The following is a 25,578-nucleotide window of genomic DNA, read 5'->3' on the forward strand; positions in this document are numbered from 1 at the left end:
TCCGGCTAGCCCACCTTCACGTATTGGAAGAATATTACATACATATACAGCGGGTTCATGGCTTCCCTGGGGATTTCTATTTTCGGATTATAGATGAATGGCTTCACCTCATCCCAAAGATTGATAGCTACCGTCTCATTGAATAGTATTTCCTGTGCTTGATAGTATTTATCCATAGCGGCTTGGTAATCCTCACCCTCCAGCTCCCAAGCCTCATCTATTAGCTCATCGAAAACAGGGTTCTCATAGCCCGCATAATTCCACTCTTTCGACTCGCTGTGAAACATCGGGTATAGGTAGTCGTAGGGGCTTGGAATAGTTGGCCACCAGTCGGCAATTACCAAATGAGGAGTGTTATCAGGGTTCTCCCAAACACCTTTAGCAATGTCCTTCAAAGCGGTCCACGGCTGAGGGTTTAATACAACTTCAATGCCCAGCTGGAGAAGCCTTGATTTCAACGTCTCGGCCAGAATTCTGTTCTCCTCGTAATCAACCTGGTATAGAAACTCAATGGTGACAGGGGTTTCAACACCTGAGAGGCTCAAGTACTCTCTAGCTAGAGATAGGTTGTAACGGTAGGTTAGATTGTCCGCGTGGCCCGGGAAGTAGTGTGGGACCACACCGCTACCTTTAAGTGCGAAACCCTTCATGCATAACTGAACCAGTTCGTCTAGGTCTATCGCGTGTGCCACCGCGAGCCTGAACTCTGTTATGTTCGTTGGATACCTCTTAGTGTTGAAGAATAGTATGTAGTTGTGATAGGTTGTGAGATTGTAGTTTTTGTACCCTTTACTTAGCAATTGGCCAACATAATCCCTGGGCACGCTTGAAACTATGTCTACCTCGCCCGAGGTTAACCCGTTGTACTGCGACTGGGGTTCGGTGAGAATTTTAATAATCACGTAATCAGGGGCGTGAGGATTGTTCACTAATTTCCAACCCCACCATTCCTCGAATTTTTTAAGCCTGACTTCCTTATCCGGCTTGTAATCCTCAATCATGTATGGCCCGGTGCCTGCGGAATGCCCCTGGTTGAACCACTGCTCTATTTTCCCATCAAGAATATCACTGGCTCCAGCTTTCTCAATAACGGAGGGGGAGAATATGTATGCTGCATATGAGGCTGAGGCTATGAAATCTAGCCTTGCCGGGTAATCTAGGATGAATTTAACCGTGTAGGCATCCAGTATTTCGATGCTTGAAACCATATCCCAGATATATCCCATTCCACGCCCCGTTGACCTATACACGTCTCTTGCTCTTTCAATACTGATTTTAACAGCAGTAGCGTTGAAAATAGTGCCATCGTGAAACACTACTCCTTCTCTTAGCTTAAAAACCCATTCTGTCCCATCTTCATTACTTGTCCAGTTGACTGCTAAGGCAGGTTTAAATTCATCACTCCTGGGGTCGTAATAAAGGAGGGGCTCATATACTGATCCCAATACGACTAATCCAGTATCGTCTTCCACGCTGGGGTCTATCCCCGTAATCCTGTCGTTATAGGCGTAGACCACAACTTTTCTAGTAGTCTCAGGACGTTGAAGAGAAAACCATGCTAGAGATCCGATCGCAATCAAAACCACAATAATTCCCACTATTAACAATCTCCTACTCAATTCCAACCCACCACATGGTTAACTAGAAACAACTAGCTTTTAAATTGTTTTAAGCTTTGACCGTTTAACCATGTTTTTAAATACGTCCCCGGTAGATAATTACAATTGCTGGTGAAGTAAATGCCTGCGTTGCGACACCTTGTCAGAGAACTAAGCGGTAAAGACCTCATCTCAACCCTTGACTGGACAGATGAGCAGATAGAAATAGCCTTGAACCTTGCGAAAGAGTTCAAGGAAATAGCACATTACTACGGAGTAGAGCACATCCCGAAAATACTCGCTAGTAAAGTATTCTACATGCTATTCTTCGCCGGCTCGACAAGAACCAGGGCAGCATTCGAGTCGGGAATGGCCTTCCTGGGCGGTCATGCAGCGTTCATTGATGCTACAACGACGAGAATGGCTTTTGGGAAACAGGAGAAGGCTGGCGAAGCTATTAAGGACGTTGCCGCGATGTACGATGTGTACGGGCATGGGCTTGGGATAAGGATCCTAGACAAGGCTATCGACTACCTGTACGGTGTAGGAAACGCCTATATAAGGGAAATGGCTCAGGCGGCTAACATCCCTGTCATCAACATGGCTGACGACATGTTCCATCCTACTCAGGGTTTAGCCGACATCTACACGTTCAAGGAAAGGTTCGTGAACCCGCAGGGCAAGAAATACGTGATAATGTGGGCTTACAGCCCAGAGATCAGGGGGTGGTGCAGCGTACAGGAGGACATGATCCTCTTCCCGAGGTTTGGAGTAGACGTTGTTATTGCAAGGCCGCCGGGATTCGACCTGGATCCGAAGCTGGTTGAAAAAGCCAGGGAACTGGCTAAGGAGCACGGGGGAAGCCTGGAGATAACGGATAACTTGCAGGAGGCTGTGAGAGGGGCTCACGCCGTATTCCCGAGAAACTGGGCCTCACCAACCCTTGTCCAGGTCGGCTACAGCAAGTTTAAGGATGAGGAGCTGAAGATTTACGAGAAGTATCGGAGCTGGAAGGTTACAAGGGAGTTAATGGATTTGATGGACAAGAAAGGAGTATTAATGCATGTATTACCAATCTTCAGGGGCTATGAAGCCGATGATGATGTGATTGACGATCCGAAGAAATCGGTGATTTACGAGCAGGCTGAGAACGGTTTATGGACGAAGATGGCGGTGTTAGCGTTAACAATGTATGGAGTTAAATGATTTTTCAATTCTTCTTTTTTATTTTCCTAAATACTCCTTCATATCTACTTCCTTTCCATTTTTAACAAACCTTATACGTAGGTCAGGCCTTATATCTAATCCAATGCTATGAGCAATGCTTAGTAATGTTAAGCCATCTAATTCGCTCACAACACCCTGTTTAATAGCCCGGTACAATTCCTTAACTAGTAGATCATATATTTCGGGATACTTTATCTTAATCTTCTCCATTATCTCCTCCGCTCTCTCATCTGAAAGCTTACTCTGCACCACCTTCTCAGGGTCTTCTCTCACAGACTCTTTCGCCGAGACAGAGTTTTCATTCTTATTTGCAAGTTTAGCCAAGTACTTCTTATACAGCTTCATTCTCAACTCTACCGGTAAATCTTCGCTCATGGCTCCTAACCCTTGTTTTTATAAAATATATTTATGAAACACCTTATAACTACTTGAAGGGTTTCACATGAAGTGCTACTTTATCGAGGAGAAAAGCATCAGGATCAAAGGAGTCAAGTACGTGGTTGATTGTGTCGTTGAGGAAAAACGGTATGGGGATGTTAAAGAGATACGAGACATGGTTAATGCTGTTTTCTATGCAGTCTTCGATGTGAAAAACCCCTTCAAGCTGGTCTTCGAGTCAAACGAGCCTATCGGGAGCAGCCATTTACTGTACAGGTTTAGGTACATGTTAGATAACGGACGATTCATTGGCGTTAGGGTTGTAACTAAGAACAATGCTGTTAGAAGAGTATTGTTTACGGTTCCCGAGGAGCCCGGTAAATTAAACCTCAATATCGGCCTTGCCAACGAGCAACCTGTTCTCACGGAGTATAATGATCCTAGTAGTAAAGAGCAACCTCCTGGTCAGGTGTTCATTCCTAATTTCGTTATATACAATATCCTTGGAATACCTAAATTCAATGTTGAAGAATGGCGGCTAGAGGTATCAGGCTTAGTTGAAAACCCGGTGACCCTTGACCTCGAAGGGTTGTTCAGATTTGGTTTAGCCGAATATTTAATCGATTTTCACTGCGTTACAGGCTGGAGCGTTGGAAACATTAGAATGAAAGGTATCCCCTTTGAGCGAATCCTCAGCCTGGTTAAACCAATGGAAGGTGTTAAATGGATCTACACGGAAGGGATGGACGGGTATACCACAATATTCCCCTTTGAAGAGGTTTTGAAACCAAACGTTTTCCTAGCTTTAGAGATGAATGGTCGACCCCTCGAATTTCTCCACGGGTATCCGGTAAGACTCATAGTACCCCATCTCTATGGATGGAAGAGCGCTAAGTGGTTGAGAAAGATAGTTTTCACGGATAAATATGTTAACGGGTACTGGGAGTCCTTTGGATACCATCCCAGGGGGAGGGTTTTCGAGGAGGAAAGGTTTAAGGATTATTGAAAACGTTTCATCAAGGATTAAGATTGAGGTAATACTTGTTCCTGGCTAAAGAGTCTATGGTGTACAGCGCAATCGTCGATGCAGTTATATCCGCTACCGAGGCTGGATTAACCCTCATTCTCCTAATCTCCGTGTCCAAAGATGTTATGAGGCTTAACCATTCCGACTGAGGAGCTACGAGGAGTTTTATTACATATGTGCTCGCCAAATCTCTAACCCTGGAAGCTGCTTCAAAACCATGTTCCCTTGCAATCACGGTATCGTGTTCTCTGCTTAACAAGTGCACGTACGTCTCAACCACTGCGCGGTTCCAGTTTTTATGGGCGTTAAACCTTTCAGCCAGGAATCTCAGCTCGTTAACACTCCTTGGCAATCCATTAACCAACTCATGAGATACTATATCATGCGAAGTGCTGAACTCTAAAACATCCTTCAACCTCTGCTTCTTAGACCTCAGCTTCTTCTTGTAATCATGATCCCATACGTTGACGAAATCTCCTGTTTCATCAGTAGGCTTGATATAGCTGGGTCTAGCCTCCCTTACAGCCCTGTAGAATTCTACAGAATCCTCGACAGATGTTGCTGATAAAACCTCGCGGATCATTCTTAAAAAACAGTTGAGGTTTTCCTCTTCTTTTCTCAAACACAAGCCTATGGCAACACTTAGTGGTGCTATAAGCAGGCTTGAACCTAAGCATGTATTAGTCGAACCCGATTTCCGCATGGAATCCGCTACAATACCGTAGACCAGGTCACCGAAGACTACATCACCCCAGCCCTTAATACCTCTCCTCACGCCTTTCTCCAAGTACTTTGTAGCTACAATACCTGTTACTATGAATGCCTCATACGGTAGCCCCGGGAGGTCATGTATCCTATCAACATTGCCGGGTTTAGGATAGCCGGAGGCTTCCAGCGTGAACGCCAGGGACAGTGCTTCAGCATACTCCACGGGATCTGGCAAACTAACCCCCATCTTAAATAAGCCAATCCGGAAATAAAAAGAAGGCTTTGGCACGTGCAGTTTATTAACAACGCGTTAAATCATTATAGCATGGTGATAGCATGAATGAGGAAGTCCTAAAAGCTTTGAACAAGCAGCTCAATCAAGAGCTTCAGAACGCATATCTATACCTCTCCATGGCTGCATTCTTTGATGAGAAATCTCTTGCAGGGTTCTCACACTACTTTAAAGTACAGGCTAAAGAGGAATTAGAGCATGCCATGAGGTTTTATGAGTACATAATTGATAGAGGAGGCGTGATAGAGCTTTACGACATCCCAGCCCCTTCAAAGAAGTGGGGTGGCATAGTGGAAGCCGTCCAGGAATTCTACGATGCTGAGGTAAGAAACACTGCGAGGATATGGGAGCTGGTCGACCTTGTCAGGAAGCGTGAAGACAAAGCTACTGAGGCCTTCCTCCAATGGTTCATAAACGAGCAGGTTGAAGAAGAGAAGAATGCGAGCGATCTATTGGCAAAGGTGAAACTAGTAGGAGACAACATAGCTGGAATCCTCGCGCTGGACAGGATGCTCGCGGAGAGAAAGTAGCGGTGGGGGCTTTGATAGACCCTAGGATAAGCAGGCAGGCTGATATCATAGTTGATTACTCATTAAATCTCAAACCCGGAGAAGAAGTTGTTGTAAACGCCTCAGTGGAAGCCATCCCGTTAGTGAGGGAGCTTGTTAGAAAAATAGTTGATAAGGAAGCATACCCTCTTCTAGTAAGGCTGGACGAGGAATCGATATCTGAAACATTCTATAAATACGCGCCTCAAAGCGTGCTAACACACGTGAGCGTTATTGAGAAGGAAATAGTTGAGAAAGCACATGCCTCGGTAAGCATTATCTCGCCTTCACACACCAAGCCTCTTGTAAACATAGATCCCGAGAAATTAAAGGCAAGGGCTCAGGCCAGAAGGGAGCTGAACAAGATCTTCTTGGAGAGGAGCGCTAAAGGGGAGCTGAAATGGGTGGTGACAATCTATCCAACAAAGGCTCTTGCACAGGAGGCTGGGATGAGCATCTCAGAGTACGAGGACTTTGTCTTCCACGCGCTATACGCTGACAGCGAGAACCCTGTGGCCGAGTGGGTGAGGATCGGGCAGGAGCTCTCCAAAGTGGCAGAATTCCTGAACAAGGTTAGAGAGTTAAGGTTTGAAGGACCAGGGATTAATCTCTCGTTGAGCGTTGATGGAAGGAAATGGATTGCCGATGACGGGAAGAATAACATGCCTGGCGGGGAGGTTTTCACAGGGCCTGTAGAAGAATCTGTGGAAGGAGTGGTAGAATTCGAGTATCCAGCAATATGGAGAGGAGTGGAGGTTGAGGGGGTCAGGCTGGTCTTTAAAAACGGCAGAGTCGTGGAAGCTTCCGCGAGGCGTGGCGAAGAATTCTTAAAGAGGATGATAAGCACGGATGAAGGGGCTTCAAGGCTTGGGGAGATAGCGTTCGGGCTTAACTACAATATTACCCGGCACACGAAAGAGATACTGTTCGACGAGAAGATTGGCGGAACGATTCACATGGCTCTCGGAGCCTCCTATCCTGAAACAGGCGGTAAAAACGTATCGTCAATACACTGGGATTTGATCAAGGATATGAGTAAGGGCAGAGTATACGCTGACGGTGTCCTAATATATGAGAACGGAAGGTTCATTATTTTTAAAATTTTTCAACCCCTCTAGCCAGGAGCGACTCCTCCACATTCTTTAATCTGACAATTGACAATTTGATAGCATCCACTATGATAACGTAGTATTTCAGAATGTTTAAACCAGCATCCCACCCTCTCGCCTTCTTGGAATTAACCATCTCATCAAACTCTTCTAGGATGCTGAGAGTCATGAAAAACACTACGTCCAGCCTAATTTTTTCAAGCACTCTTAAAAACTGCTTCCTCGGTGTTGTTGAAACAATCATCACCATCCCTATAAACACCGTGTAGCCGTAGAGCAGGAGGTCAAAAGTTCTCGATGAGATAGTGTTGAAGGCCAAGTTCACCAGATATATCAGGAGGGCTGGTGGACCGTAGACTCCGATGGACTCCAAAAATATCTTGTAAGCTTTTCCTGCTAACATAATGATTATTGATGAGAAGATAAGTGCTGAATACAACTCGAACGAGTTAATCATTATTGAGATATAGGAGAGGAGTAGGAGGAAACTCTTTAACACGAATAAATCTTCGCAATGAGCGAGGCTTTTAACCTCCTGGTGTTTAATAGCCTTAACCAGTAAGCTCAGATTTAAGCACCCTCGGGATCACTTCATTTCCTACTAACTCTTCATCGCTTAGATTGCTCCACTTGTCTATTACGAGTGTACCGCGCGACCTGTTGATCAGCAGGTAATAGTCCGGGTTTACGAGATCTGCTAGACTTGGATAATGTGTTGTAATAACAACTATTTTGCCCCTCGCGCGTGCATAGTTGATTATGTCTGTGAAGATCTTCACCCCTGAAAAATCCAACTCGTTAAAGGGCTCATCTAAAAGCCAAATAGGTTGGTCTAGTGAGATAACGCTGGCAAGGCTTACGCGTTTTGCCTCACCACCGCTTAGGGTGAACGGGCTTCTATCGAATAGCTCCAAGGGGACAAGCTTATGGATAAGCTTCCGGTTAACTTCGACGCCGGTCTGCCTGCTGATGAACAATATTTCTCTTTCAACGTTGGGCTCCACGAAACCGTGGAAAGGATTTTGCCAGACGTAGCCGATTAACTTTGCCGCCTCTTTTCTCTTCAACAAGTAGGGTTTGAAACCATTGACATATATTTCTCCTTGAAGAGGGGGGAGGAGCCCCGCTATTGTTTTTAAAAGAGTTGATTTGCCGGAGCCGTTGGCTCCTAAGAGAACGTACACGCCATTTGTTAGTTTAAAATCCAGATTTCTGAGAAGAGGGGAACTCTTGTCGTACCCTATTGCTAGATCTGACGCTACGATCTCATTCATCTCCTTATGTACCTCTCCAAGGATTTTACCACGGTCCAGCCGATGACCCCTATCACTACTACTTCGCTAATGAAAACATATAGCACGGTGATCAAGGGTAGCCCATATACCAGGTGTAATTCTCCATAGCCTACTAATAACGCTATTGTTGAAGATGCTACTATAGTACTCAGCAAGTGTTTTAATAATGCCCTGGTATTGATTTTTCTACCTATCGCAAGCACGAAGGCTGATGCGAGAGCGTTTGTTAATGGTCCGAAAATCAAATCCCACGGCTGGAATGGGCTGGTGATGTTTCCGAGAAAACCGCCCAGCGTCAATCCTAGCACAGCCTCCGCGCCAAACCCTTGAAGCAGTGGGAGAAGTAGCATTGCATCACTAATTCTGAACTGGAGTTCTCCATAGGACAAGACACCTAAAATCACTGTCAAGCCCGTGTAAACAGCTGCTATAACCATGGCTTTAACGATCAGTATTTGATTCCTCATTAAGACACCGAAATAATGCTCAATCTCTGACAAGCTTATAAATAAGGGCTCCGAAGCCCAAGCTCTTAAACCATTTCTCATCAAAGACTCTCAGAATATCTCCTCTAATTTCTCTTGGAACCTTAAACCTGTATAAACTTATTGACAACAATAATCTGTTTACAAGGTATTTACCGAATAAGAGCAGGTACGCGTAGAAAACCAGTATTAAAAAATAAATCAATATTCCCAGGGCATCCGCTATGAACCCCAGGATCATCCCAGTCTTCGCAAGACTTCTAAGCTTCCTTCCCATAATTATCATCCATGCATGCTTTTAGTGTAAATCGGGGTCGTTGAGGAGAGCCGATATTAATCACTATCCCCCTAGCCTCAAGCCCTCTTAGCCTATCGCTTATTATCCTTCTTGAGGAAGAACCTCTCAGATCTCTAACCTTCCTCGTGATCTCTGAGATAGTATAAGGCTCGCAAGCCGATAAGACGTATATAACTGCCTTGCTGATAGGGTCGATTTCCGTGAACCCTGCAATAATTGAGTAAACCCTTCTAGCCGCCTCAAGCGTCTCCATGATTGGTTTGGAAAAAAGAGTGGCTAATTCCAGCGAGATTTGGTACAAGGCCGGGTCAGCACCTGCCTTACTTAGCTCATTCTCAAGCCTCTCCAGCTTCATCAATACTCTTGTCAACAACTCAATAACGACTTCGATCTTCTCGTCAAGAGTCATTAAATCCCTCGATAACTTGAAAATCAGCCGCGACTGGGGCTATCTTCTTTACGCTCTTCTTCCTCCTCTTCTCTTCTAAGCTCTTTTAACTTGGTTAAGCTTTCAATCAGCTTCTCAAGTGAGGGGACTATTTCCATCCTTCTCTTGTAATAATCCTTCACCATCTCAATAATCAACTCTTCCGGAAGGCCTTGAGCCTTCAACTCCTGGTAGAATTTTCCTATGTCTTCCCCGAGCTTTTTACCGTCCAGCCCGCTGGTGAACACTCCGATGATTTCCTTTATCCAATCCTTCAGCTTCTCGAGAAATGGCGTGACCGCGTTCAGTACTTCTCGCAACCCTTCAACATCGGTTTCTTCAACCTTTACTTTTATTTCTGGGGAAGGTTTCTCCCCGCCTTCTCTTTCTTCCATACATATCGCCATTGTGTAAATATGTTTGAACAGGTTTAACTATCTTTTAATGAATTCGTGAACGGTTCACTGCTCACTCAATGTTTGCATGCCTGTTCATCAACTCCTCCTCAGTTATGCCGAGCCTGTTCATTAACTCAACGATTATACCGTCAAGAAATATTAGCGTCGTGTCCTCGAAGAGTGTTCCTAAAGGTGCGAGAGGTTCGTGAATACCCAGAATCTGCCTGCTAATATAGTCTTCTTCAACAGCCATCTTGGTTCTGCCAGGTATCCTGACAACTATGTCAGCCAACCTGCCGAGAGGAGAGTCTGGGTATGTGGTAATGGCTACTACTTTCATCAACGCTCCTTTGGCAGCTTCAGCTGCCGCTACCACAAGTTTCGTCCTACCGGAACCTGATATAGCTATCAAGATATCGCCTGGAGAAGCTCTTGGTAGAATGGTTTCACCTATCACATACACGTTGAAACCCAAATGTAGCAGTCTCATAGCGAAGGCCCTGGCTATTAGTCCACTTCTCCCCGCGCCTATCACGAAAACCCTCTTATTCTCTTTCCTAGCAGAGGTGAGCAAGCTAATCATGTTTTCCTTACTATAGTCTTCTATTAAGTCAATGGATTTGACAATGAAATTAACAATCTCGTACATTGCATCTCTTGTAATGCCGGAAACCATTCAATCCCTCTTAAAACTATTTCTAAGTAAACTTAAAAGCGTTAAGAAAGCGGTAAGGGTTAATAGAGCGTCTACAGTAATATTTTAATGCCCCGCCTTCCCACGCCTCCCAGAGACCCTTTGAGAGGGGATGGATATGATGGAGGACGGTCGGGCGGGGCACATTATCAAGGATCCGGGCAACCAGGGGTTAGTGTTTTGAAAACAAGATCCGTAAAAACAAGCATGCGCGTGTTAAGGGTTTTCGACCCGTGGAAATCTCCTTTATGCACCTGCCCTTTCAAATATTCACTACACCCTTACACCGGGTGCTCTCACTTCTGCCCCTACTGTTACGCAACATCTTACATAGGGAGAAAACCAAGCAACCCAAAGAACAACTTCCTCGCAATGTTGAAAACCGATTTAACAAAGGTGGAGCAAGGTTCGATTATAGAGTTAAGCACGAGCAGCGATCCCTATCCACCTGTTGAAGCATGGGCTGGGCTGACGAGAAAGACGCTCATACTACTCCACGAACATGATATGAAGATGTTGATAACAACGAAATCACACATAGTTAAGAGAGATGTGGATATTCTGGCGAGAGCGCCCGCGGCCGTGATGATAACCATAACCACGTTAAACCGTGAAATCTCGGGAAGGTTAGAGCCTGGGGCTCCACCACTGGATAAGAGGTTGAAAACCATTCAATATTTGGGAGAGCACGGTATTCCTGTTGGAGCCAGAATAGACCCCGTGATACCTGGAATAAATGATGACCCGTTAGAGCTTAAAGAGCTGGTTGACACTGTAGTTGATGCCGGAGCCCAACACATTGTAACATCTACCTATAAGGCTAGATGGGATAGTCTTAAAAGACTTTCACAAGCCTTTAGGGATGAGTCGCTGACAACCTTGTATAAGGAGAGTGGAGAAGTGCTTCACGGTTCAATATATTTACCGAAAGCTGAAAGGTCTCGCCTTTTACAGCCTATTATAACTCAGGCCGGTGTGAGGAAGGTTACCGTAGCCACGTGTAGAGAAGGATTGGGGGCTGCATTTTTTAAAGCACCTTCGTGTGATGGTTCACATATGATTACAGCAAGGAAAAAGAAGGGAGGCCTCGATGAGTGAGCCGGTGAAAATAGCGGAGTATGAGGTTGAATGCCCTGTTTGTAGTCAGAAAGCATTAGTGGAGGATTACATCCATAATGTACCGTATTATGGCGACATATTGATCTCGGTCTTAACCTGTGATAAATGCGGTTTCAGGAAGCGCGACATCGGCGTCTTATCAATTAGTGAACCGAGGAAGATTATTTATAAGGTTGAAAAACCAGGCGATGAAAGAGCATTATTGATAAGGGCCGGCGGCTCCAGGGTTTTGATACCTGAATTCAACATAGAGATTTCCCCGGGACCATTCTCCCAGGGCTTCATCACCACTATTGAAGGTTTAATCATGGATTTAATTGAGAAAACCTCCTTCCTTTGCGAGTCTCGGGGTGAAAACGACAGTGAGTGTGACAGAGTATTGGATCTGCTTAACAAGGCTAAAGATGGTCTAGTAGAGTACACTGTTATAATAGAGGATTATCCTGGTAGAAGCGATATTGTAAGTAACAAAACGAAATATGTAAGAATTGAGAAAGAAGAAAGTGGTGAGAAACCTAGGCTTTGAGAACCTCCTCAACAAGCGGTATTAAACTACCCTTTGAAACGTCAACCAGTCCCTTATCCGTGATTCTGATCTCCGGTATTACTGGAAGAGAAATCAGCGCGAGCGTCATGAAGTAAGACTCAAAGTTCAGCCCGTATTTTTCGCGAAGAACCTCTACCATGTTGACATATTTCTTGAAAACCTCTTCAGGCTCCTCAATACTCATTAAACCGGCTAGTCTTAAAGGTATCTCAGCTATTACTCGCCCATCATCCACGACAACTATTCCCCCCTGTATTCTAGCAATTTCTTTGACGGCTACGTTCATATCCTGCGGATTCCATCCCGCTGTTATTAAGTTGTGAGTATCATGAGCGATCGTCTGTGCTATAGCCCCAGCCTTAAACCCTAATCCCTTAATGAAACCCATTGAAAAGCCTCCAGAACCCCTGTGCCTGTCCGCAACAGCAACATACATGATATCTCTTGAAGGATCACTCCGTATCTCACCGTTCTCCACAGCTAGCTCTTCCACCGTTCTCTTCGTTAAAGCAGACCCTGGTTGTACGTTAATAGTGTTGACACGGGCAACCCCGTTGAATTCACCGACGCGAGGTGTGAAGCTCGGGTTTTCCAAGAAGGGGCCGAGTTTAACCGTGTTGAGCGCTTCTTCAGGATACCTGTACCGTGGAAAAGTCTTCTTCAATTCCCCTTTATAATAGAGTATGTCCCCGTTGCTGATAACCGTATGGGGTTTAATCTCCTTTATGCTTTTAGAGAACACTATATCAGCTATCCTCCCAGGTGCTAAGACTCCTATGTGCTCCTCCACGTGTAAGCGAATGGCCGGGTTAAACGTGGCGTATTTTATCGCTTTGATAGGGTCAAGACCGTACTCAATGGCGAGGTTAACTATTCTGTCAACATGTCCCTGCGTGAACAGGTCGTAAACATTGACGTCGTCGCTTACGAAAGCGCACAATTCGCAGTTTGACTTTTCCAGCAAGATTTTGGATAATTCCCCGAGATCTCTCCAAGCGCTACCCTCCCTTATGTAAAGCCACATACCCTTCCTCAGCTTTTCCAAGCCTTCATGATAAGTGGTTGACTCGTGATCGCTTATTATGCCGGCGGAAATGTACGCGTCAAGCAACCTCCCAGTTAGCAACGGAGCATGCCCGTTAACGATCAACCCCTTCTCGCTTGCTACTTTCAACTTCCTCAATACCTTATCTGAAGCATTAGTAACGCTGAGGAAGTCCATAACTTCTCCCAGGCCGACAATGTTGTCGAAACATGCCAGCTGCTCAATCTCTTTGTCCGATATCACATGTGGCGTGGTTTCAAGTCTTAAAGCAGGATCCGTTGCTGGAACACAGCTCGGGAGATCTATCAATATCTTTAATGGAAGATTCGCGGAAGCCTTCACAAACAACTCCACGCCTTGAACTCCCAGCACGTTGGCGATCTCATGGGGGTCTGCTACAACCGTGGTTGTTCCATGTTTAAGAGCTATTTTGGAGAATCCCACCGGGTCAAGCAGTGACGACTCGATATGGACGTGAAGGTCTATGAACCCAGGAAACACGTAGTCGTTTGAACCATCTATTATCAGTGTCTCCCTGGAAATATGTTTCGAAATCAACTCGTCCTCAACAACTCCTGCTATCCTCCTATCCTTTACGATAATGCTGTGTTTCTCAAGAATCTCTTCCGTATGGGGGAGGACGATGTTGACATTGGTTATGACGATATCGGCTGGGAGCTTGCCTGCCGCTGCTTCCACTAGTCTACTTCTCTCTTCAATACTGTAGCGTGTGAAGAAGATGCCCAACGCACCACCTTATTTTTGCTTATACATTTAAACCTTGTTGTTTTATAAATTTTTCCCACAGATAATAATCCTTAGATGATAAAAATGGCAGATATTTATGTTAGGGGAGGATGGGTTCTAACACTTGATTCAAACCGAAGAATAATTAAAAACGGTGCCGTCGCGATCAGCGATGGGATCATTATAGATGTTGGCAGGAGGGAGGAGTTAGACCCCAGTTATAAAAGCTTCAGCGACATCGTAATAGAGGCTGAGCGAGATATCATAATGCCGGGTCTAGTAAACACCCACGTCCACTTAGCACAGGGGTTGATAAGACACTGCGCCGACTACCTGCCCTTAATAAAATGGTTGAAGAACCGGGTGTGGCCTCTCCAGGGAAGCTATAAGCCCGAGGAAGCCCTTGCCTCAGCGAAGCTTGTCGTAGCGGAGATGCTTAAAACAGGTACAACAGCCTTCTTGGAAACAGGGCTCGTTGGGCGTTACGGGCCCGACAAAATAATAGAGTTTCTACACGACAGCGGCATAAGGGCTGCGGTTGCTAGGCACGTAATGGATCTTAAAGGCTACGCATTAGAGGAGAACATCCTCCACGAAGGCCTCGTAGAGCCCGGTGATACCAGTTTTAACGATACTCTAAGGCTTTATCATAAGTATAACGGGTTGAGCAATAGGATATGGATATGGTTTGGTCCTCGAACGCCGGGAGCTGTGAGCCTCGAATTGTATAGGAAAATCTCTGAAAAAGCCCGCGAGCTAAACACGGGAATCACCATGCATCTGGCCGAGGTCAGAGAGGATGTTGAGTATACTTTGAAAGGCTTTGGTAAAAAACCGGTTGAATTCGCGAACTGGCTTGGTCTCACAGGTAGAAACGTCGTACTGGTACACGTGGTTTGGGTTGAAGATGATGAGGTAAAATTGTTGAGTGAAACCAGTACAACGGTGAGCCATAATCCTTCGAGCAATATGAAGTTGGCTAGCGGGGCGGCAAGGATTTCTGAAATGTTGAAAGCAGGGGTGAACGTTGCACTAGGAACTGATGGTGGGCCAAGCAACAACACGTATGACCTTATGAGGGAGATGAAGCATGCTGCATTGCTCCAACCTGTGAGAACCCTGAACGCGGAGGCTATCCGTGCAGAGCAAGTCGTTGAAATGGCAACTATTAACGGAGCTAGGGCGTTGATGATAGACCACATGGTAGGCAGTATTGAAAAAGGTAAGAAAGCTGATATAATAGTCTTGGATTACTGGGTTCCTCATCTACACCCCCTTGTTAATCCTGTATCACACCTGGCTTATGCGGCCTCAGGTAGCGATGTTAAACACTCCATAATAGACGGCAAGCTCGTAATGTATGATAGAAAACTACTCACAATCGACGAGGAAAAAATCATTGAGGAGGCTGAAAAAGCCGCCTGGCAGGTTTACAGCCGAACCGGCATTTGCAAAGAACCCGACACTATTTGGCCCATATATTAATACAAATTCTTACCAACAATCCTACTTAACCTCAGAAGAAGTGCATAAAACGGAACAGTATTTTAAAATTTAAACACTGTATATAATGATAACATAAACTTTGAAATTAAAAAATCATGGTATTTGGAACCTATTAAAAAATAAATTTTAAAGTAATTATTAATGTAAAATCATACATAATTTAGTATAATTTAATGAAATTATTGCAAAACGCAAAGTTTAAATAAATCCTATACAAGATAATAATACATGAAAACAACCTAAATGGGGATAGGTATGGAGAAACTCAAGTTCTTCGACTTAAAGGCGAAGAAATACTTCGAGACAGACAAATACGAGGTTGTTGTGAAGGAGACGAAGAGGGGCAAGATAAAGATCGCATTCGCTGTTAGCCCCTACACCAACAAGAAGTTCGCTAGGATCATTGGACCTGCTAAATAACGGATCCTAAACACTATACTTTTTTTCCAATATTTTCTCATCAGCTTCCTGTGCAGGGTGCTTCCGGCTTTTCTTTCTTTAATGCTTCTTTGAGATTCACTATCTTCCCCAGGGTTTCAATGAAGTAGTCTACTTCTTCGAAGGTGTTGTAGACGTAGTAGCTAGCCCTCACGCTACCGTAGAGAATCAGCCTATCCTCCGGCTTCTCCGGCAGACTCGAGGGCGGTTTCTCCAAATATGTTATCTTCAAAGAATAGTGGAGGGGGTGGGCACAGTGCATCCCGGATCTAACCGCGATGCCGAAAAGGTCTAGCGCTTTAGCAACAGTATGATGGTTTAAACCTATGATGTTGAACGAGACGACACCGGTCTTATCACCAGGGTCCCTGGGGCCGTAAACCCTGATGTCATCTGGGAACTCCTCGCTCAGCCTTTTCAGAGTATACGCTACAAGATGTTTCTCATGCTCACGCACATTCTCCATGCCCAGCTTCATTAAATACTCAGCAGCCACTCCTAGAGCTATTCCTGCCTCTATGTTCGGCGTACCTGCTTCAAACCTCCATGGAAGATCCAACCATACAGTATCGTCAACAGTAACATCTCTAATCGTGTCTCCTCCAACCTTGAACAAGTCCATTTCCTCTAGAATATCCCTCCTCCCCCATAACACTCCGCTCCCGGTAGGCCCCAGCATCTTATGCCCGCTAAAGCCCAAGAAGTCGACACCTAGTTTTCTCACATCGGTTAGCGTGTGTGGCACGCTTTGAGCGCCATCCGCGACAACAATTGAGCCTACTTCTCTAGCCCTCTTAACCAGTTCTTCAACATTGTTAATAGTCCCAAGGACATTGCTTGCGATAGGGAAGACTATAACTTTGGTTTTAGGGGTGATGATCGTGTTTAAGGAGTCATAGTCGAGGTAGCCCTGCGGGGTTACATTAATGTATTTTACAACAGCCCCTTTCATTTTCGCTATTTTCCTCCAGGGAAGCATGGTGCTGTGATGGTCCATGATGGTTGCAACAATCTCGTCACCTTCCCTGAGATTTTTCAAACCCCATGCATAAGCTACCAGGTTCATGGCATCGGTGGTATTGTTGCAGAAGACAACTTCCTCCCATGAGTAAGCATTGATAAACTTGGCCAGGGTTTCATGCGCTTTCTCATACATTTCACTTGCTTCCTGGCTCAGCGTGTGCAACCCCCTGTGTATGTTAGCATAGTGGTTTCTGTAAAACTCGACAATGACGTTAATTACCTGGATAGGCTTCTGAGTGGAGGCGGCGTTATCGAAGTAAACTAAAGGTCTACCGTTAATCTTTCTAGAGAGGATTGGAAAATCTTTTCTAACCTCCTCGGGATCGAACAACACAACCACCTTTATTTAATTATTGAAATAACGTATAATAAAAAAAACTGTTAAGGACCAATTATACCAGGCAGCCGTGGATGGGGTGTTGCGAACCCGATATGGGGTAGCCCATGGAAGGCTTTAACCAACCTCTCAAGTCCTAAGCCCCATCCGCAAGAAGGTTTCACAAACCCTTTTGAAGCAATGTTTAGAAACCATTCATACTCTGCCGGGTTCTCGCCCAAGGCTTGAATCCTCCTTCTTAATTCCTCAGCCCTGTACTCCCTGCATCCCCCGTCTAGTATTTCTCCATGCCCTTCTGGAAGTATCAGGTTCCAGTCAACGTTATAACCGGGCCTCTCAGCGTTTTCAATATAGTAGAATCCTCTAGCAGTTGAAGGAAAACCAATCAGCCAAACAGGAATACCATAGTACTCTCCTAAAAACGCCTCAGCCTCGTGAGATAGCTCGCTACCTTTTCTAACATCGAAACCATTACGAGCCAGCAGGTTCACGGCTTCATCGTACGTGACGACCGGATATTTCTCAGATAGGAAGGTCTTATCAAGCCACTCAATCCTTGGAGGGTCAAGGAGGTCTCCGTGGCTATTTAGGAACTCCCTCACTACTCTTTTCAAGAGGGACTCGGCAAAGCCTATTGCCTCCGGCATACTGGTGAATGCCTCCTCGACGTCAACCTGCGTGAACTCGATTAAATGTCTCCCGGTGTTAGCGTTTTCCAGTGGTTCAACCCTAATGTTTCTCGCGAAGTAGAATATTCTCTCGAAAATACTGGCATATATCTGCTTGTACATTATCAGGCTTGAGTGCAACTCGTATTGACTTCCATAAAGGCTTACTTTAACCCTACCCGCACCCCTCAAGCCTGGATCGCTCTTCCAGCCGATAATGGGTGATTGTAACTCTGTAAATCCCTCTGATACTAGTACGTTCCTTATCAAATGAGACAGAGAAGACATCGTTTTAATAATTTTGAAATACCTGGGTCTCCCAGCATACATGAAGTAATTCAATGCGAATTCTCGAACATCTTCAGATTCTCCTTCACAACATTCAAGCTTGGATGGGTGGACTAATCTGTACTTCTCAACTTCGAGATAATCTCCTTTAACAAATCCCTCAACGTATATTGATGTCTCGCAGGGCAGGTTCAAAATCTCCCTTCCCACTCTCCCTTTAATCTTGAGCTCCTTAAACCCTGAGATATCCCGGAGAATGATTGATTCTGTTGTTTTACCGGCCACTGTTGCGAGGAGTTTAACTGGGCATGGCTCGGGTGAGGAGAGCTTGGCTAGTAGAGTTCTATGTTCTTTTAACGGTGTTAAACCACATACCCCGCACCGATAAAACACTAGTATTGAGCGAGTATTTAAAGATTGCGGGTTTTCCAGCATTACAATTCAATTCTTTTCGCAATAAAGGTTACGGATATGATTTAACCTTCTCGCTACCTATTATCGCATGGACTTCTATAAGATTCCTGAGAGGAGTTGTTTTAATCTTGGGAACAAGAACCTCATCCACCTGGAATATTCCAGCCATCTCGGTCATGTAGACGTTTACTCTGATAGGGTTCTGCACGCCCTCCTCTATTTCAACCTTCTTAATACTCAGGGCTGAAACACTGTGGATTGACACGCTTCCAAGCCTGTAGGGAACTCGAGCTCTTCCCTCCGCCATGTCCAAGCCGTCTCCGACTTTAACAGTTCCCGCTTCAATCGTCAAGCACTCAACATCGTAGCTTGTGCAGTATATGGCATGGGAGACCTCCTGCCTAAGCCTTAACACTTCCCGCTCATCCTTGATGATGTGCCTTAAAATCCTGTCTACAATCGGAATCGCTAATACTGCACCAATCCTTTCATGCATGTCTCTGTGAACACTATTACCTATGTCGTGGAGGAGGCCTGCTAGAAGAGGCACTAGCATAGCGTGTTCCACATTGTTTAACACTCCGTCTTTAATCAAACTAGGAGTAATTCCCTTCTTAATTAGTAGGTGAAAAATACTAAGCGCGGCACCTGCTGCAATATGAGCGTGCACGGGTCCATGATCATTGTATTTCAACCTCTTAACGGCCATAATGTTGGAAAGTTCCCATAAAACAGGCACTTCGGGATCGGAAACCACTGCTTCATAGGCTTTTCTCAACAATGGGGAAGTGTTTACAAGCTCTGGTAATAAACCAGGACCTATCGTAACCATATATGAAATCGCCTGAGATAATTATATTTTATAACAACGTATTAAGATATTATGGGGTATTATTTGCCAAACTATGTCTTAGTAAAAACAAAAAGCGGTTTGCTCAACGGTCTTTTAACAAGATTTTACACATGGAAAGGCAACAAGCCCCCGGAGGATACTGCTGGATTAACCCCTATAGCGGAGTCGGTCTCCCCGTACGTGAGCTTTATCTACACTGACAGACCGCATCCTAACGTACCCCCAGAATACTTCATGATTGAGTGGAAGGGTTTTCTCAAAGTCGAGAACCCTGGGAAATACACGTTTTACGTCATATCTTCCGATGGATGCAAGTTGTGGGTTAATCAGGAGCTGATAATAAATGAATGGTATGATCAGCCGAGCCGTTTACACATGAGCCGCGAGATCAAGCTTCTAAAAGGGTTTCACCAAGTAAGGCTCCTATACTACAACCGCCTCAGGTTTGGGGAAATAACCCTGGGCTGGGTCAGGCCTGACGGTGGCAGCGAGACGATTCCAAGGGAGCACTTCTACTTCACAGTGAGCAATAAGGTCTTCTTCACCGGGTTACCTGATAGATATAAAATCGTGGTGAAGCCTGTTGGAATAGAGAAGGTTTACCAATGCTTATTCGCACAGGGGGTCTGCATGATTAGCGATCTCGAGGAGGCTATGCCCGTGCCGGCTAATATAAGCGTTTACAACGCTGAAAACACCTTGATCTACTCTACAGCAACGCCGTTAGAGATTTGGGGAGGGGATGAATACATGGTTAAGGAGGGATGAGGGTGGAGGGATATGAACGATTCATTCATCCTTGTCGCTATAATTTTATCCGCATTCTTGGCGAAAACAGCTTACCAGAGATTTTTCACCCGGCGTGAATTATTTGATGCTTTCACCAACCTCTTAACTAATACTGTGTATTATCTACTCGTTCCGCTAGCATTCATATATACTTTTTCGACCAGAAGCCTTGCAGAGAGCGATGTTTTAATAGTAGCATCATTTGCCTTGTATATCGCCGTAGCAGGCTTATCATTCAAGTACATATCCAGGACGTGGAGAGATGATGTGAGAAATGCGGCCCTTCTCACCGTTCTCTTTCCCAACGCGGTTTTCCTAGGGTTTCCGGTCAGCCTCGCCTTGTTCGGTGATGTGAAAATAGCGTCAATACTGGGGCTGGCAACCCTTACTTTTAATGTTTTAATACCCGATTTCATCGCGTTGAAAAAGATTGACTTGCTTAAAATCTTGAAACTCCCCGCGTTGATAGGGTTTCTCATAGGAGTATTTTTTAACCAGCTGGGGCATCCCGGCACATATGTCTCAGGCCTGCTCTGGTGGGCACCTAAAATCCTTAGCTACTTAGCAACTTTTGTCCTCGGCTTAAGACTGCAGCTAGGTGGGATCACATCCGACATGGTTAAGAAACCGTTACTAGTAACGGTCTTGTACCGATTTATCATCGCTCCTGTCGTAGCAGTATGCTTCGCATTATCCGTTGGATTCTCATGGATCGAGTCAATCCAGCTAGCTGTAGTATCGGGAATGCCGCCGGCTGTTTTAAACACTCTAATGGCGTCGAAATATGGATGGAGGCCTGACCTTGTTGCATATATCACATTCATCCTCACCATCCCAACAGTGCTAGCACTGCCTCTCATCGGAGCCCTGGCATTTCATTAGCATGTTGAGGCTAGGCCGCAATCATTGAAACCAGGAGCCAGAATGATTTGATAACGCAAAGCTTTTATACCCGTGGACGTAATCCTCGACTACTCGTGGTGGGACCATGTTGGAATGGTGTTAAAAGCCCCTCAAGACTCATCTATTATTCCCACGCAATGGTACAACATAATCCCCGACCTCCCCGAAAACCTGCCACCACCAATCCTTCCCAACGGGCAGGTTGCAGGACCAGAAATTCTTGAAGAAATATTTCCCAGGGAGCTAGTCAGGCAGGAAGTATCTAGTGAAAGATATATCAAAATCCCCGATGAAATACTCCAGAACTATGCACAAGCGGGTAGGCCAACCCCTCTCATAAGAGCGAGGAATCTTGAAATAGCTTTGAAAACCAGTGCAAGAATATTCTTTAAGTATGAAGGCGTCCTCCCAGCAGGCTCCCACAAGTTCAATACCGCTGTGGCTCAAGCATACTACAATATGAGGGAAGGGGTGGATAGATTATGTACTGAGACAGGGGCGGGCCAATGGGGTAGTGCGCTATCCCTAGCAGGAAGTCTCTTCGGAATTAAGATCAGGGTCTACATGGTGAGGGCGAGCTACAACCAGAAACCGTTGCGGAGGATCTTAATGGAAACCTATGGTGCAGAAGTTCATCCGAGTCCTAGTTCGCTAACACGTGTTGGGAGAAAGTATCTTGAGGAAAACCCTAACCACCCTGGTAGCTTGGGGATTGCTATTTCGGAAGCGATCGAGGATGTGTTATCGAGCAACGGCACGGCTAAGTATAGCCTTGGGAGCGTGCTAAACCACGTGTTATTACACCAGACAGTCATAGGTATGGAAGCGTTGAAGCAGTTGGAAAGTATTGGAATCGGTGTTGAAGAAGTCTCGCACGTAGTGGGATGTGTTGGAGGAGGAAGTAATTTCGCAGGCCTCTCATACCCTTTCATACAATACAAGCTATCGGGGAGAGCAAACACTGTCTTCATAGCTGTAGAGCCTAAGGCTGTACCGTCCATGACGATGGGCGAATATAAATATGACTACGGGGATTCCGCGGGATTAACGCCCATGTTGAAAATGCACACGCTCGGACACGACTACGTGCCCCCGCCTATTCACGCAGGAGGGCTTAGATACCATGGGGTGGCTCCAACACTCAGCGTGCTAGTGAAGAACGGGATCGTAAACCCTATCGCCTACTCGCAGCGGGAAGTGTTCGAGGCGGGGGTATTGTTTGCTAGAACACAGGGTATTGTGCCCGCCCCGGAGAGTGCACACGCTGTTAAAGCAGTGATAGATATTGCTAGAAGATATACTAAAGGATATGAAAAACCTGTTATACTGTTCAACCTCAGCGGTCATGGATTACTGGACCTCGCTGGATACAGCGAGTATTTGAACGGCAGGCTTCAAGACACTTAGTCTTTATTTTTCACTCTTCCTTCTTAATTCGTCAACCATGCTCCCCAGCACCAATATTATGGTCGAGGATAAGAGGACCCATGCTGAGATGGGGAGGTGGAGGTAAGACATTGTAAAGGTCTTAGCTGCCCCGTAAGCTATGAACCCGTAGACCCCTATTCCCGCCCCTGTAACAATCGCTGCGACAGCAGCAATTCTCGAAGCTGTGAAGAGCTTACCCTGCCTCCAAATACCTAGCAAAGTAATGGGTGCTAGAGGTAGCAGGAGAACTGAGGTGAGAACTGACAAGTCAACTATGTATCCAAGCCTCAGGATGGCGAGCCCGGAGGCGGTGAGTGTTAGGAGCAGGTTGATAATGAATGCTGCTCTTAGTGATTTCTCCTCTCGGTTTAAAATGTCCTTGAACACTGAGCTTGACACTGAGAGAACGATACTGTTAGCTGTGGAGATAGCTGCCGCCATGATCGATACGCTTACAATAGCTGATGAGGCAGGGGTCATTAGTTTTAAAAGACTCGGTGTGACGGAATCCCTCGGCAAGTCTTCCGGTATTAAGCCGCCTATGGCCAGCATTCTAGCAAATAATCCGATGGATATTGCGATGAACGTGTATATGAAGCCGTAAGCAGAGAATAGTGCTACACTTTTTTTATAAGCGTTAACGTCTCTGTGAACATAAAACCTGGATACCACCTGTGGATTGGTTACGGCGAAAAACACCCAGGGAATAGTGTACGCCAGGAAGACTTGCATGCTCCAGAAGCTCGTTAATCCCAGAAATCCCTGATCCCCGAGAGTTTCAAAAACCTCCGAGATGTCTGCCGCCTGCGAAAGCGTGGATGCTGTCCAGGACAGGAAGACCAAGCCTCCCGCAAGCATTAATATTCCCTGGTATAGATCCGTTGATGCAACGCTCCAAATTCCTGCGAGAACTATCCATAGCAGGATTATGGCCGCTCCAAGCATGACGCCGTGAACATACTCGAGACCGCTTACCTGGAATATGACGCCTAACCCTTGGATCTGAGCGACGGTGTAAGGAATCATCGCGAACAAGTACAAAAATGCCACCGTAACCGCCAGGGTTTTAGAACCATACAAGTCCCCTATCATTTGCGACGGGGATATCCATTTCCTAGTCCTCGCTAACTTCCATATCTTAAACCCCAGGGTTGATAGAATAGTCACGGTTGAAACAAGATACACTAGCTCAAAACCAAGGGCGCCCACACCGGTTTGATATGTTAAACCAACCAGCCCCACCATCATGAACGCGCTGTAAGTGGTCGCCGCATAAGTTCCTGCAGCCAACAACGCGCCCATTCTCCCGCCTGCTACGTAATAGTCTGAAGCTGATTTAACACCCATTCTTCTAGACACGTAAGCGATGAGTGTTCCCACGGCGAAGTAGATGAGAAGAGCGATAAGGTGGATCGAGTTCATTCTCTCACCCACCTGTAGAGATAGATAACGGAAACAATTATCCAGGTGAGGCTGAGAACAGCCCAGTAGGTGAAAAGGCTTACATCCTTAACCCCCTGAAGGAAAGCATAGGGGACAACATACATCAATAAGATCACCAGGATGCCGGCAACAATGTAATGGCGAAGCTTCATTCAAACACCTCGGCATTAGATCTCTACGTTACTCCAGGATTTATAAATATTTATTTCCAAAAGATAGGCTTAACAAGGATTCCATAATAATTATATACTTAATCCTTTATCACGTTAAAACATGGTGGATAAGATGAAGTCTATTGCTAGAACAACCCTAATCCTAGTACTTGTTGCAATAGTAGTTATAGCAGGTGTTGCAGTAGTAATGTTAGGGGGGTTCTACCAGGGTGGTACACAACCTAGTAAGGAGGTTAAGGTTCTCGTCCTGTTTGATGTCGGTGGCAGGGGAGACTTAAGCTTCAACGACATGGCATGGCTGGGAGCTGAGAAAGCTAAGAACGAGCTTAATGTTAAAGTGGATTACACAACCCCCAGGTCTGTTGCCGACATGGAAAACATTCTACGATCCTACTCCGAGAGCGGTGAGTACGACTTAATAGTGCTTGTCGGGTTCCTATGGACAGACCCGCTCAACAAAACTGCTGATAATTATCCGAACCAGAAGTACGCTTTGATCGATGCTTCGACATTTGTAAACAGAAATAATGAAGTGGACATACTTTTCAGGGAGCAGGAGGTTGGAGCACTCGTAGGGGTTTTAGCATCGGGGATGGCTAAAAGCCTTAACGCGAACAAGGTGGGTGCTGTAGCAGGGATGAGCATACCGCCTCTCTGGAGGTTCCACATAGGGTATCTCTTCGGAATAAAGTATTTCGAATTAAAGACAGGGTACAATGTAAGCCTCTTATGGCAGTACACCAACACTTTCACGGATCCACAGGTAGGCTACAACACTGCATGGCAGATGCTCCAGCAGGGAGCCCCGGTATTGTACGGGTTGGCTGGGTATACGCATGTAGGCATGATGGATGCTGTCGTCGACTGGAATAAGAATCAAATGGGGAAGGCGTTCGCAATAGGGCAGGATGCGAGCCAGGAGTGGTATGCTCCCGAGTATATTCCACTTAGCGGTGCGAAAAGAGTGGATGTCGCCGTGTACACGGCTATAAAAATGGTCGTTGAGAACAAGTGGGAGCCTGGAATCAAGGCCCTTGGGCTCGCTGAGTCAGGTGTGGGTATATGGGATTTGGAAGGTGTGAGAACGTTCGCGGAATGGGCTCGTGATGTTGGCAAACTGAAAGATTACACCGTGGACGAGGTCGTGTCCATAGTGAACCAGACTAGAACTCAATACATTGATTCATCCACATGGGCCGTCTACAACGAGCTTTACCAGAAGATTGCGAGCGGTGAGATAGCTTTCAAAGACCCTGTCAGCGTCGATGAATATAATAGCATAATAGATGCATTGATCAACGGCAATTTGAACGCTGCGCTCTTCAAGGGTTCGATATAATTTTTTATCCCTCACGCCCCATATCCTTCAAAAA

Annotated in this window: 28 protein-coding genes; 12 read left to right on the forward strand and 16 right to left on the reverse strand. The window is 45.6% G+C overall.

Going from position 1 to position 25,578, the window contains the following annotated elements; all coding sequences use genetic code 11:
- Positions 1-5: 5 nt before the first annotated feature.
- Positions 6-1,619: an ABC transporter substrate-binding protein gene (locus IMZ38_RS06130; protein WP_193436001.1), complete on the reverse strand. Its 1,614-nt coding sequence runs from the start codon at positions 1,617-1,619 to the stop codon at positions 6-8.
- A 120-nt stretch (positions 1,620-1,739) separates the two neighbouring features.
- Between IMZ38_RS06130 and IMZ38_RS06135 the strand changes: the two genes are divergently transcribed.
- Positions 1,740-2,804 carry an ornithine carbamoyltransferase gene (locus tag IMZ38_RS06135; protein WP_193436002.1) on the forward strand — a complete coding sequence of 355 codons (1,065 nt, stop codon included), beginning with the start codon at positions 1,740-1,742 and terminating at the stop codon, positions 2,802-2,804.
- Positions 2,805-2,822: 18 nt separating this feature from the next.
- On the opposite strand, the gene IMZ38_RS06140 is transcribed toward IMZ38_RS06135, so the two are convergent.
- Positions 2,823-3,200, reverse strand: coding sequence for a hypothetical protein (locus IMZ38_RS06140; RefSeq protein ID WP_227410845.1), 378 nt, complete (start codon positions 3,198-3,200; stop codon positions 2,823-2,825).
- A 67-nt stretch (positions 3,201-3,267) separates the two neighbouring features.
- Between IMZ38_RS06140 and IMZ38_RS06145 the strand changes: the two genes are divergently transcribed.
- On the forward strand, positions 3,268-4,209 hold the full coding sequence (locus IMZ38_RS06145; RefSeq protein ID WP_193436003.1) for a molybdopterin-dependent oxidoreductase: 942 nt from the start codon (positions 3,268-3,270) through the stop codon (positions 4,207-4,209).
- Positions 4,210-4,219: 10 nt separating this feature from the next.
- On the opposite strand, the gene IMZ38_RS06150 is transcribed toward IMZ38_RS06145, so the two are convergent.
- Positions 4,220-5,173 (reverse strand): triphosphoribosyl-dephospho-CoA synthase, encoded by a 954-nt coding sequence (locus IMZ38_RS06150; protein ID WP_227410846.1) that lies wholly within the window; start codon positions 5,171-5,173, stop codon positions 4,220-4,222.
- Positions 5,174-5,274: 101 nt separating this feature from the next.
- On the opposite strand from IMZ38_RS06150, the gene IMZ38_RS06155 reads away from it, so the two are divergent.
- Together IMZ38_RS06155 and IMZ38_RS06160 are read left to right on the forward strand one after the other, a co-directional pair.
- Positions 5,275-5,760 carry a ferritin gene (locus IMZ38_RS06155; protein ID WP_193436005.1) on the forward strand — a complete coding sequence of 162 codons (486 nt, stop codon included), beginning with the start codon at positions 5,275-5,277 and terminating at the stop codon, positions 5,758-5,760.
- An 11-nt stretch (positions 5,761-5,771) separates the two neighbouring features.
- Complete coding sequence (locus IMZ38_RS06160; RefSeq protein WP_193436006.1) at positions 5,772-6,896, forward strand: aminopeptidase; 1,125 nt, start codon at positions 5,772-5,774, stop codon at positions 6,894-6,896.
- On the opposite strand, the gene IMZ38_RS06165 is transcribed toward IMZ38_RS06160, so the two are convergent.
- The 7 genes from IMZ38_RS06165 to hxlB form a co-directional block, all read right to left on the reverse strand.
- Positions 6,874-7,386, reverse strand: coding sequence for an energy-coupling factor transporter transmembrane component T family protein (locus IMZ38_RS06165; protein ID WP_193436007.1), 513 nt, complete (start codon positions 7,384-7,386; stop codon positions 6,874-6,876). The two genes, IMZ38_RS06160 and IMZ38_RS06165, sit on opposite strands and share 23 nt — an antisense overlap.
- A 52-nt stretch (positions 7,387-7,438) precedes the next feature.
- The gene (locus IMZ38_RS06170; RefSeq protein ID WP_193436008.1) at positions 7,439-8,161 is read right to left on the reverse strand and encodes an energy-coupling factor ABC transporter ATP-binding protein; all 723 of its coding nucleotides are present in this window, start codon (positions 8,159-8,161) and stop codon (positions 7,439-7,441) included.
- Positions 8,158-8,649: a QueT transporter family protein gene (locus IMZ38_RS06175; RefSeq protein WP_193436009.1), complete on the reverse strand. Its 492-nt coding sequence runs from the start codon at positions 8,647-8,649 to the stop codon at positions 8,158-8,160. Before IMZ38_RS06175 ends, IMZ38_RS06170 begins: the two co-directional genes overlap by 4 nt.
- A gap of 19 nt (positions 8,650-8,668) precedes the next feature.
- Positions 8,669-8,953: a hypothetical protein gene (locus tag IMZ38_RS06180; RefSeq protein ID WP_193436010.1), complete on the reverse strand. Its 285-nt coding sequence runs from the start codon at positions 8,951-8,953 to the stop codon at positions 8,669-8,671.
- Positions 8,928-9,374 (reverse strand): ArsR family transcriptional regulator, encoded by a 447-nt coding sequence (locus IMZ38_RS06185; protein ID WP_193436011.1) that lies wholly within the window; start codon positions 9,372-9,374, stop codon positions 8,928-8,930. The genes IMZ38_RS06180 and IMZ38_RS06185 overlap by 26 nt, the downstream gene beginning before the upstream one ends.
- A 23-nt stretch (positions 9,375-9,397) precedes the next feature.
- Positions 9,398-9,799, reverse strand: a complete 402-nt coding sequence (locus IMZ38_RS06190; protein ID WP_193436012.1) for a hypothetical protein — start codon at positions 9,797-9,799, stop codon at positions 9,398-9,400.
- Positions 9,800-9,860: 61 nt separating this feature from the next.
- Entirely contained in the window at positions 9,861-10,466 is a 606-nt protein-coding gene (gene hxlB, locus IMZ38_RS06195) for a 6-phospho-3-hexuloisomerase (protein WP_193436013.1), read from the reverse strand.
- A 198-nt stretch (positions 10,467-10,664) separates the two neighbouring features.
- Here hxlB and IMZ38_RS06200 point away from each other — a divergent pair, with 198 nt between their 5' ends.
- Together IMZ38_RS06200 and IMZ38_RS06205 are read left to right on the forward strand one after the other, a co-directional pair.
- A complete protein-coding gene (locus tag IMZ38_RS06200) occupies positions 10,665-11,582 on the forward strand; it encodes an SPL family radical SAM protein (RefSeq protein WP_319637037.1) in 918 nt (305 codons plus the stop codon).
- Positions 11,575-12,129: a ZPR1 zinc finger domain-containing protein gene (locus IMZ38_RS06205; protein ID WP_193436014.1), complete on the forward strand. Its 555-nt coding sequence runs from the start codon at positions 11,575-11,577 to the stop codon at positions 12,127-12,129. The genes IMZ38_RS06200 and IMZ38_RS06205 overlap by 8 nt, the downstream gene beginning before the upstream one ends.
- On the opposite strand, the gene ade is transcribed toward IMZ38_RS06205, so the two are convergent.
- Complete coding sequence (gene ade, locus IMZ38_RS06210; protein WP_193436015.1) at positions 12,119-13,942, reverse strand: adenine deaminase; 1,824 nt, start codon at positions 13,940-13,942, stop codon at positions 12,119-12,121. The genes IMZ38_RS06205 and ade overlap by 11 nt on opposite strands.
- Positions 13,943-14,026: 84 nt before the next feature.
- Between ade and IMZ38_RS06215 the strand changes: the two genes are divergently transcribed.
- Both IMZ38_RS06215 and IMZ38_RS06220 read left to right on the forward strand, forming a co-directional pair.
- Positions 14,027-15,427 (forward strand): amidohydrolase family protein, encoded by a 1,401-nt coding sequence (locus IMZ38_RS06215; protein ID WP_193436957.1) that lies wholly within the window; start codon positions 14,027-14,029, stop codon positions 15,425-15,427.
- A gap of 276 nt (positions 15,428-15,703) precedes the next feature.
- Positions 15,704-15,868 (forward strand): hypothetical protein, encoded by a 165-nt coding sequence (locus IMZ38_RS06220; protein WP_013129140.1) that lies wholly within the window; start codon positions 15,704-15,706, stop codon positions 15,866-15,868.
- A 40-nt stretch (positions 15,869-15,908) separates the two neighbouring features.
- Here the strand turns inward: IMZ38_RS06220 and IMZ38_RS06225 are convergent, their stop codons facing one another.
- The 3 genes from IMZ38_RS06225 to IMZ38_RS06235 all read right to left on the reverse strand — a co-directional run bounded on the left by IMZ38_RS06225 (position 15,909) and on the right by IMZ38_RS06235 (position 19,448).
- Positions 15,909-17,240, reverse strand: coding sequence for an aminotransferase class V-fold PLP-dependent enzyme (locus IMZ38_RS06225; protein WP_193436016.1), 1,332 nt, complete (start codon positions 17,238-17,240; stop codon positions 15,909-15,911).
- A gap of 50 nt (positions 17,241-17,290) precedes the next feature.
- A complete protein-coding gene (locus IMZ38_RS06230) occupies positions 17,291-18,595 on the reverse strand; it encodes an asparagine synthetase A (protein WP_227410848.1) in 1,305 nt (434 codons plus the stop codon).
- 70 nt (positions 18,596-18,665) lie between these two features.
- The gene (locus tag IMZ38_RS06235) at positions 18,666-19,448 is read right to left on the reverse strand and encodes an HD domain-containing protein (protein ID WP_193436018.1); all 783 of its coding nucleotides are present in this window, start codon (positions 19,446-19,448) and stop codon (positions 18,666-18,668) included.
- 63 nt (positions 19,449-19,511) lie between these two features.
- Here IMZ38_RS06235 and IMZ38_RS06240 point away from each other — a divergent pair, with 63 nt between their 5' ends.
- From IMZ38_RS06240 to IMZ38_RS06250, 3 genes are all read left to right on the forward strand, one after another.
- A complete protein-coding gene (locus IMZ38_RS06240) occupies positions 19,512-20,237 on the forward strand; it encodes a PA14 domain-containing protein (protein WP_193436019.1) in 726 nt (241 codons plus the stop codon).
- 12 nt (positions 20,238-20,249) lie between these two features.
- On the forward strand, positions 20,250-21,140 hold the full coding sequence (locus IMZ38_RS06245; protein ID WP_193436020.1) for an AEC family transporter: 891 nt from the start codon (positions 20,250-20,252) through the stop codon (positions 21,138-21,140).
- 114 nt (positions 21,141-21,254) lie between these two features.
- Positions 21,255-22,568 (forward strand): TrpB-like pyridoxal phosphate-dependent enzyme, encoded by a 1,314-nt coding sequence (locus IMZ38_RS06250; RefSeq protein ID WP_193436958.1) that lies wholly within the window; start codon positions 21,255-21,257, stop codon positions 22,566-22,568.
- Positions 22,569-22,571: 3 nt separating this feature from the next.
- Here the strand turns inward: IMZ38_RS06250 and IMZ38_RS06255 are convergent, their stop codons facing one another.
- A complete protein-coding gene (locus IMZ38_RS06255; RefSeq protein ID WP_193436021.1) occupies positions 22,572-24,011 on the reverse strand; it encodes a sodium:solute symporter family protein in 1,440 nt (479 codons plus the stop codon).
- Complete coding sequence (locus IMZ38_RS06260) at positions 24,008-24,184, reverse strand: hypothetical protein (protein WP_193436022.1); 177 nt, start codon at positions 24,182-24,184, stop codon at positions 24,008-24,010. The genes IMZ38_RS06255 and IMZ38_RS06260 overlap by 4 nt, the downstream gene beginning before the upstream one ends.
- Positions 24,185-24,317: 133 nt before the next feature.
- Between IMZ38_RS06260 and IMZ38_RS06265 the strand changes: the two genes are divergently transcribed.
- Entirely contained in the window at positions 24,318-25,544 is a 1,227-nt protein-coding gene (locus tag IMZ38_RS06265; protein WP_193436023.1) for a BMP family lipoprotein, read from the forward strand.
- Positions 25,545-25,578: the final 34 nt, after the last annotated feature.

Source organism: Thermosphaera aggregans, from assembly GCF_014962245.1.
Classification (GTDB): Archaea; Thermoproteota; Thermoprotei_A; order Sulfolobales; family Desulfurococcaceae; genus Thermosphaera; species Thermosphaera chiliense.

What these genes read in the sequence shown, in the direction of transcription:
- IMZ38_RS06205 (WP_193436014.1), top strand. Translation starts at nt 11,575, where the DNA reads ATGAGTGAGCCGGTGAAAATAGCGGAGTATGAGGTTGAATGCCCTGTT.
- IMZ38_RS06155 (WP_193436005.1), top strand. Translation starts at nt 5,275, where the DNA reads ATGAATGAGGAAGTCCTAAAAGCTTTGAACAAGCAGCTCAATCAAGAG.
- IMZ38_RS06180 (WP_193436010.1), bottom strand. Translation starts at nt 8,953, where the DNA reads ATGATAATTATGGGAAGGAAGCTTAGAAGTCTTGCGAAGACTGGGATG.
- IMZ38_RS06185 (WP_193436011.1), bottom strand. Translation starts at nt 9,374, where the DNA reads ATGACTCTTGACGAGAAGATCGAAGTCGTTATTGAGTTGTTGACAAGA.
- IMZ38_RS06250 (WP_193436958.1), top strand. Translation starts at nt 21,255, where the DNA reads ATGGTGTTAAAAGCCCCTCAAGACTCATCTATTATTCCCACGCAATGG.
- IMZ38_RS06175 (WP_193436009.1), bottom strand. Translation starts at nt 8,649, where the DNA reads ATGAGGAATCAAATACTGATCGTTAAAGCCATGGTTATAGCAGCTGTT.
- IMZ38_RS06235 (WP_193436018.1), bottom strand. Translation starts at nt 19,448, where the DNA reads ATGGTTACGATAGGTCCTGGTTTATTACCAGAGCTTGTAAACACTTCC.
- IMZ38_RS06135 (WP_193436002.1), top strand. Translation starts at nt 1,740, where the DNA reads ATGCCTGCGTTGCGACACCTTGTCAGAGAACTAAGCGGTAAAGACCTC.
- IMZ38_RS06265 (WP_193436023.1), top strand. Translation starts at nt 24,318, where the DNA reads ATGAAGTCTATTGCTAGAACAACCCTAATCCTAGTACTTGTTGCAATA.
- IMZ38_RS06140 (WP_227410845.1), bottom strand. Translation starts at nt 3,200, where the DNA reads ATGAGCGAAGATTTACCGGTAGAGTTGAGAATGAAGCTGTATAAGAAG.
- IMZ38_RS06145 (WP_193436003.1), top strand. Translation starts at nt 3,268, where the DNA reads ATGAAGTGCTACTTTATCGAGGAGAAAAGCATCAGGATCAAAGGAGTC.
- IMZ38_RS06245 (WP_193436020.1), top strand. Translation starts at nt 20,250, where the DNA reads ATGAACGATTCATTCATCCTTGTCGCTATAATTTTATCCGCATTCTTG.
- IMZ38_RS06170 (WP_193436008.1), bottom strand. Translation starts at nt 8,161, where the DNA reads ATGAATGAGATCGTAGCGTCAGATCTAGCAATAGGGTACGACAAGAGT.
- IMZ38_RS06190 (WP_193436012.1), bottom strand. Translation starts at nt 9,799, where the DNA reads ATGGCGATATGTATGGAAGAAAGAGAAGGCGGGGAGAAACCTTCCCCA.
- IMZ38_RS06220 (WP_013129140.1), top strand. Translation starts at nt 15,704, where the DNA reads ATGGAGAAACTCAAGTTCTTCGACTTAAAGGCGAAGAAATACTTCGAG.
- hxlB (WP_193436013.1), bottom strand. Translation starts at nt 10,466, where the DNA reads ATGGTTTCCGGCATTACAAGAGATGCAATGTACGAGATTGTTAATTTC.
- IMZ38_RS06255 (WP_193436021.1), bottom strand. Translation starts at nt 24,011, where the DNA reads ATGAACTCGATCCACCTTATCGCTCTTCTCATCTACTTCGCCGTGGGA.
- IMZ38_RS06215 (WP_193436957.1), top strand. Translation starts at nt 14,027, where the DNA reads ATGGCAGATATTTATGTTAGGGGAGGATGGGTTCTAACACTTGATTCA.
- IMZ38_RS06260 (WP_193436022.1), bottom strand. Translation starts at nt 24,184, where the DNA reads ATGAAGCTTCGCCATTACATTGTTGCCGGCATCCTGGTGATCTTATTG.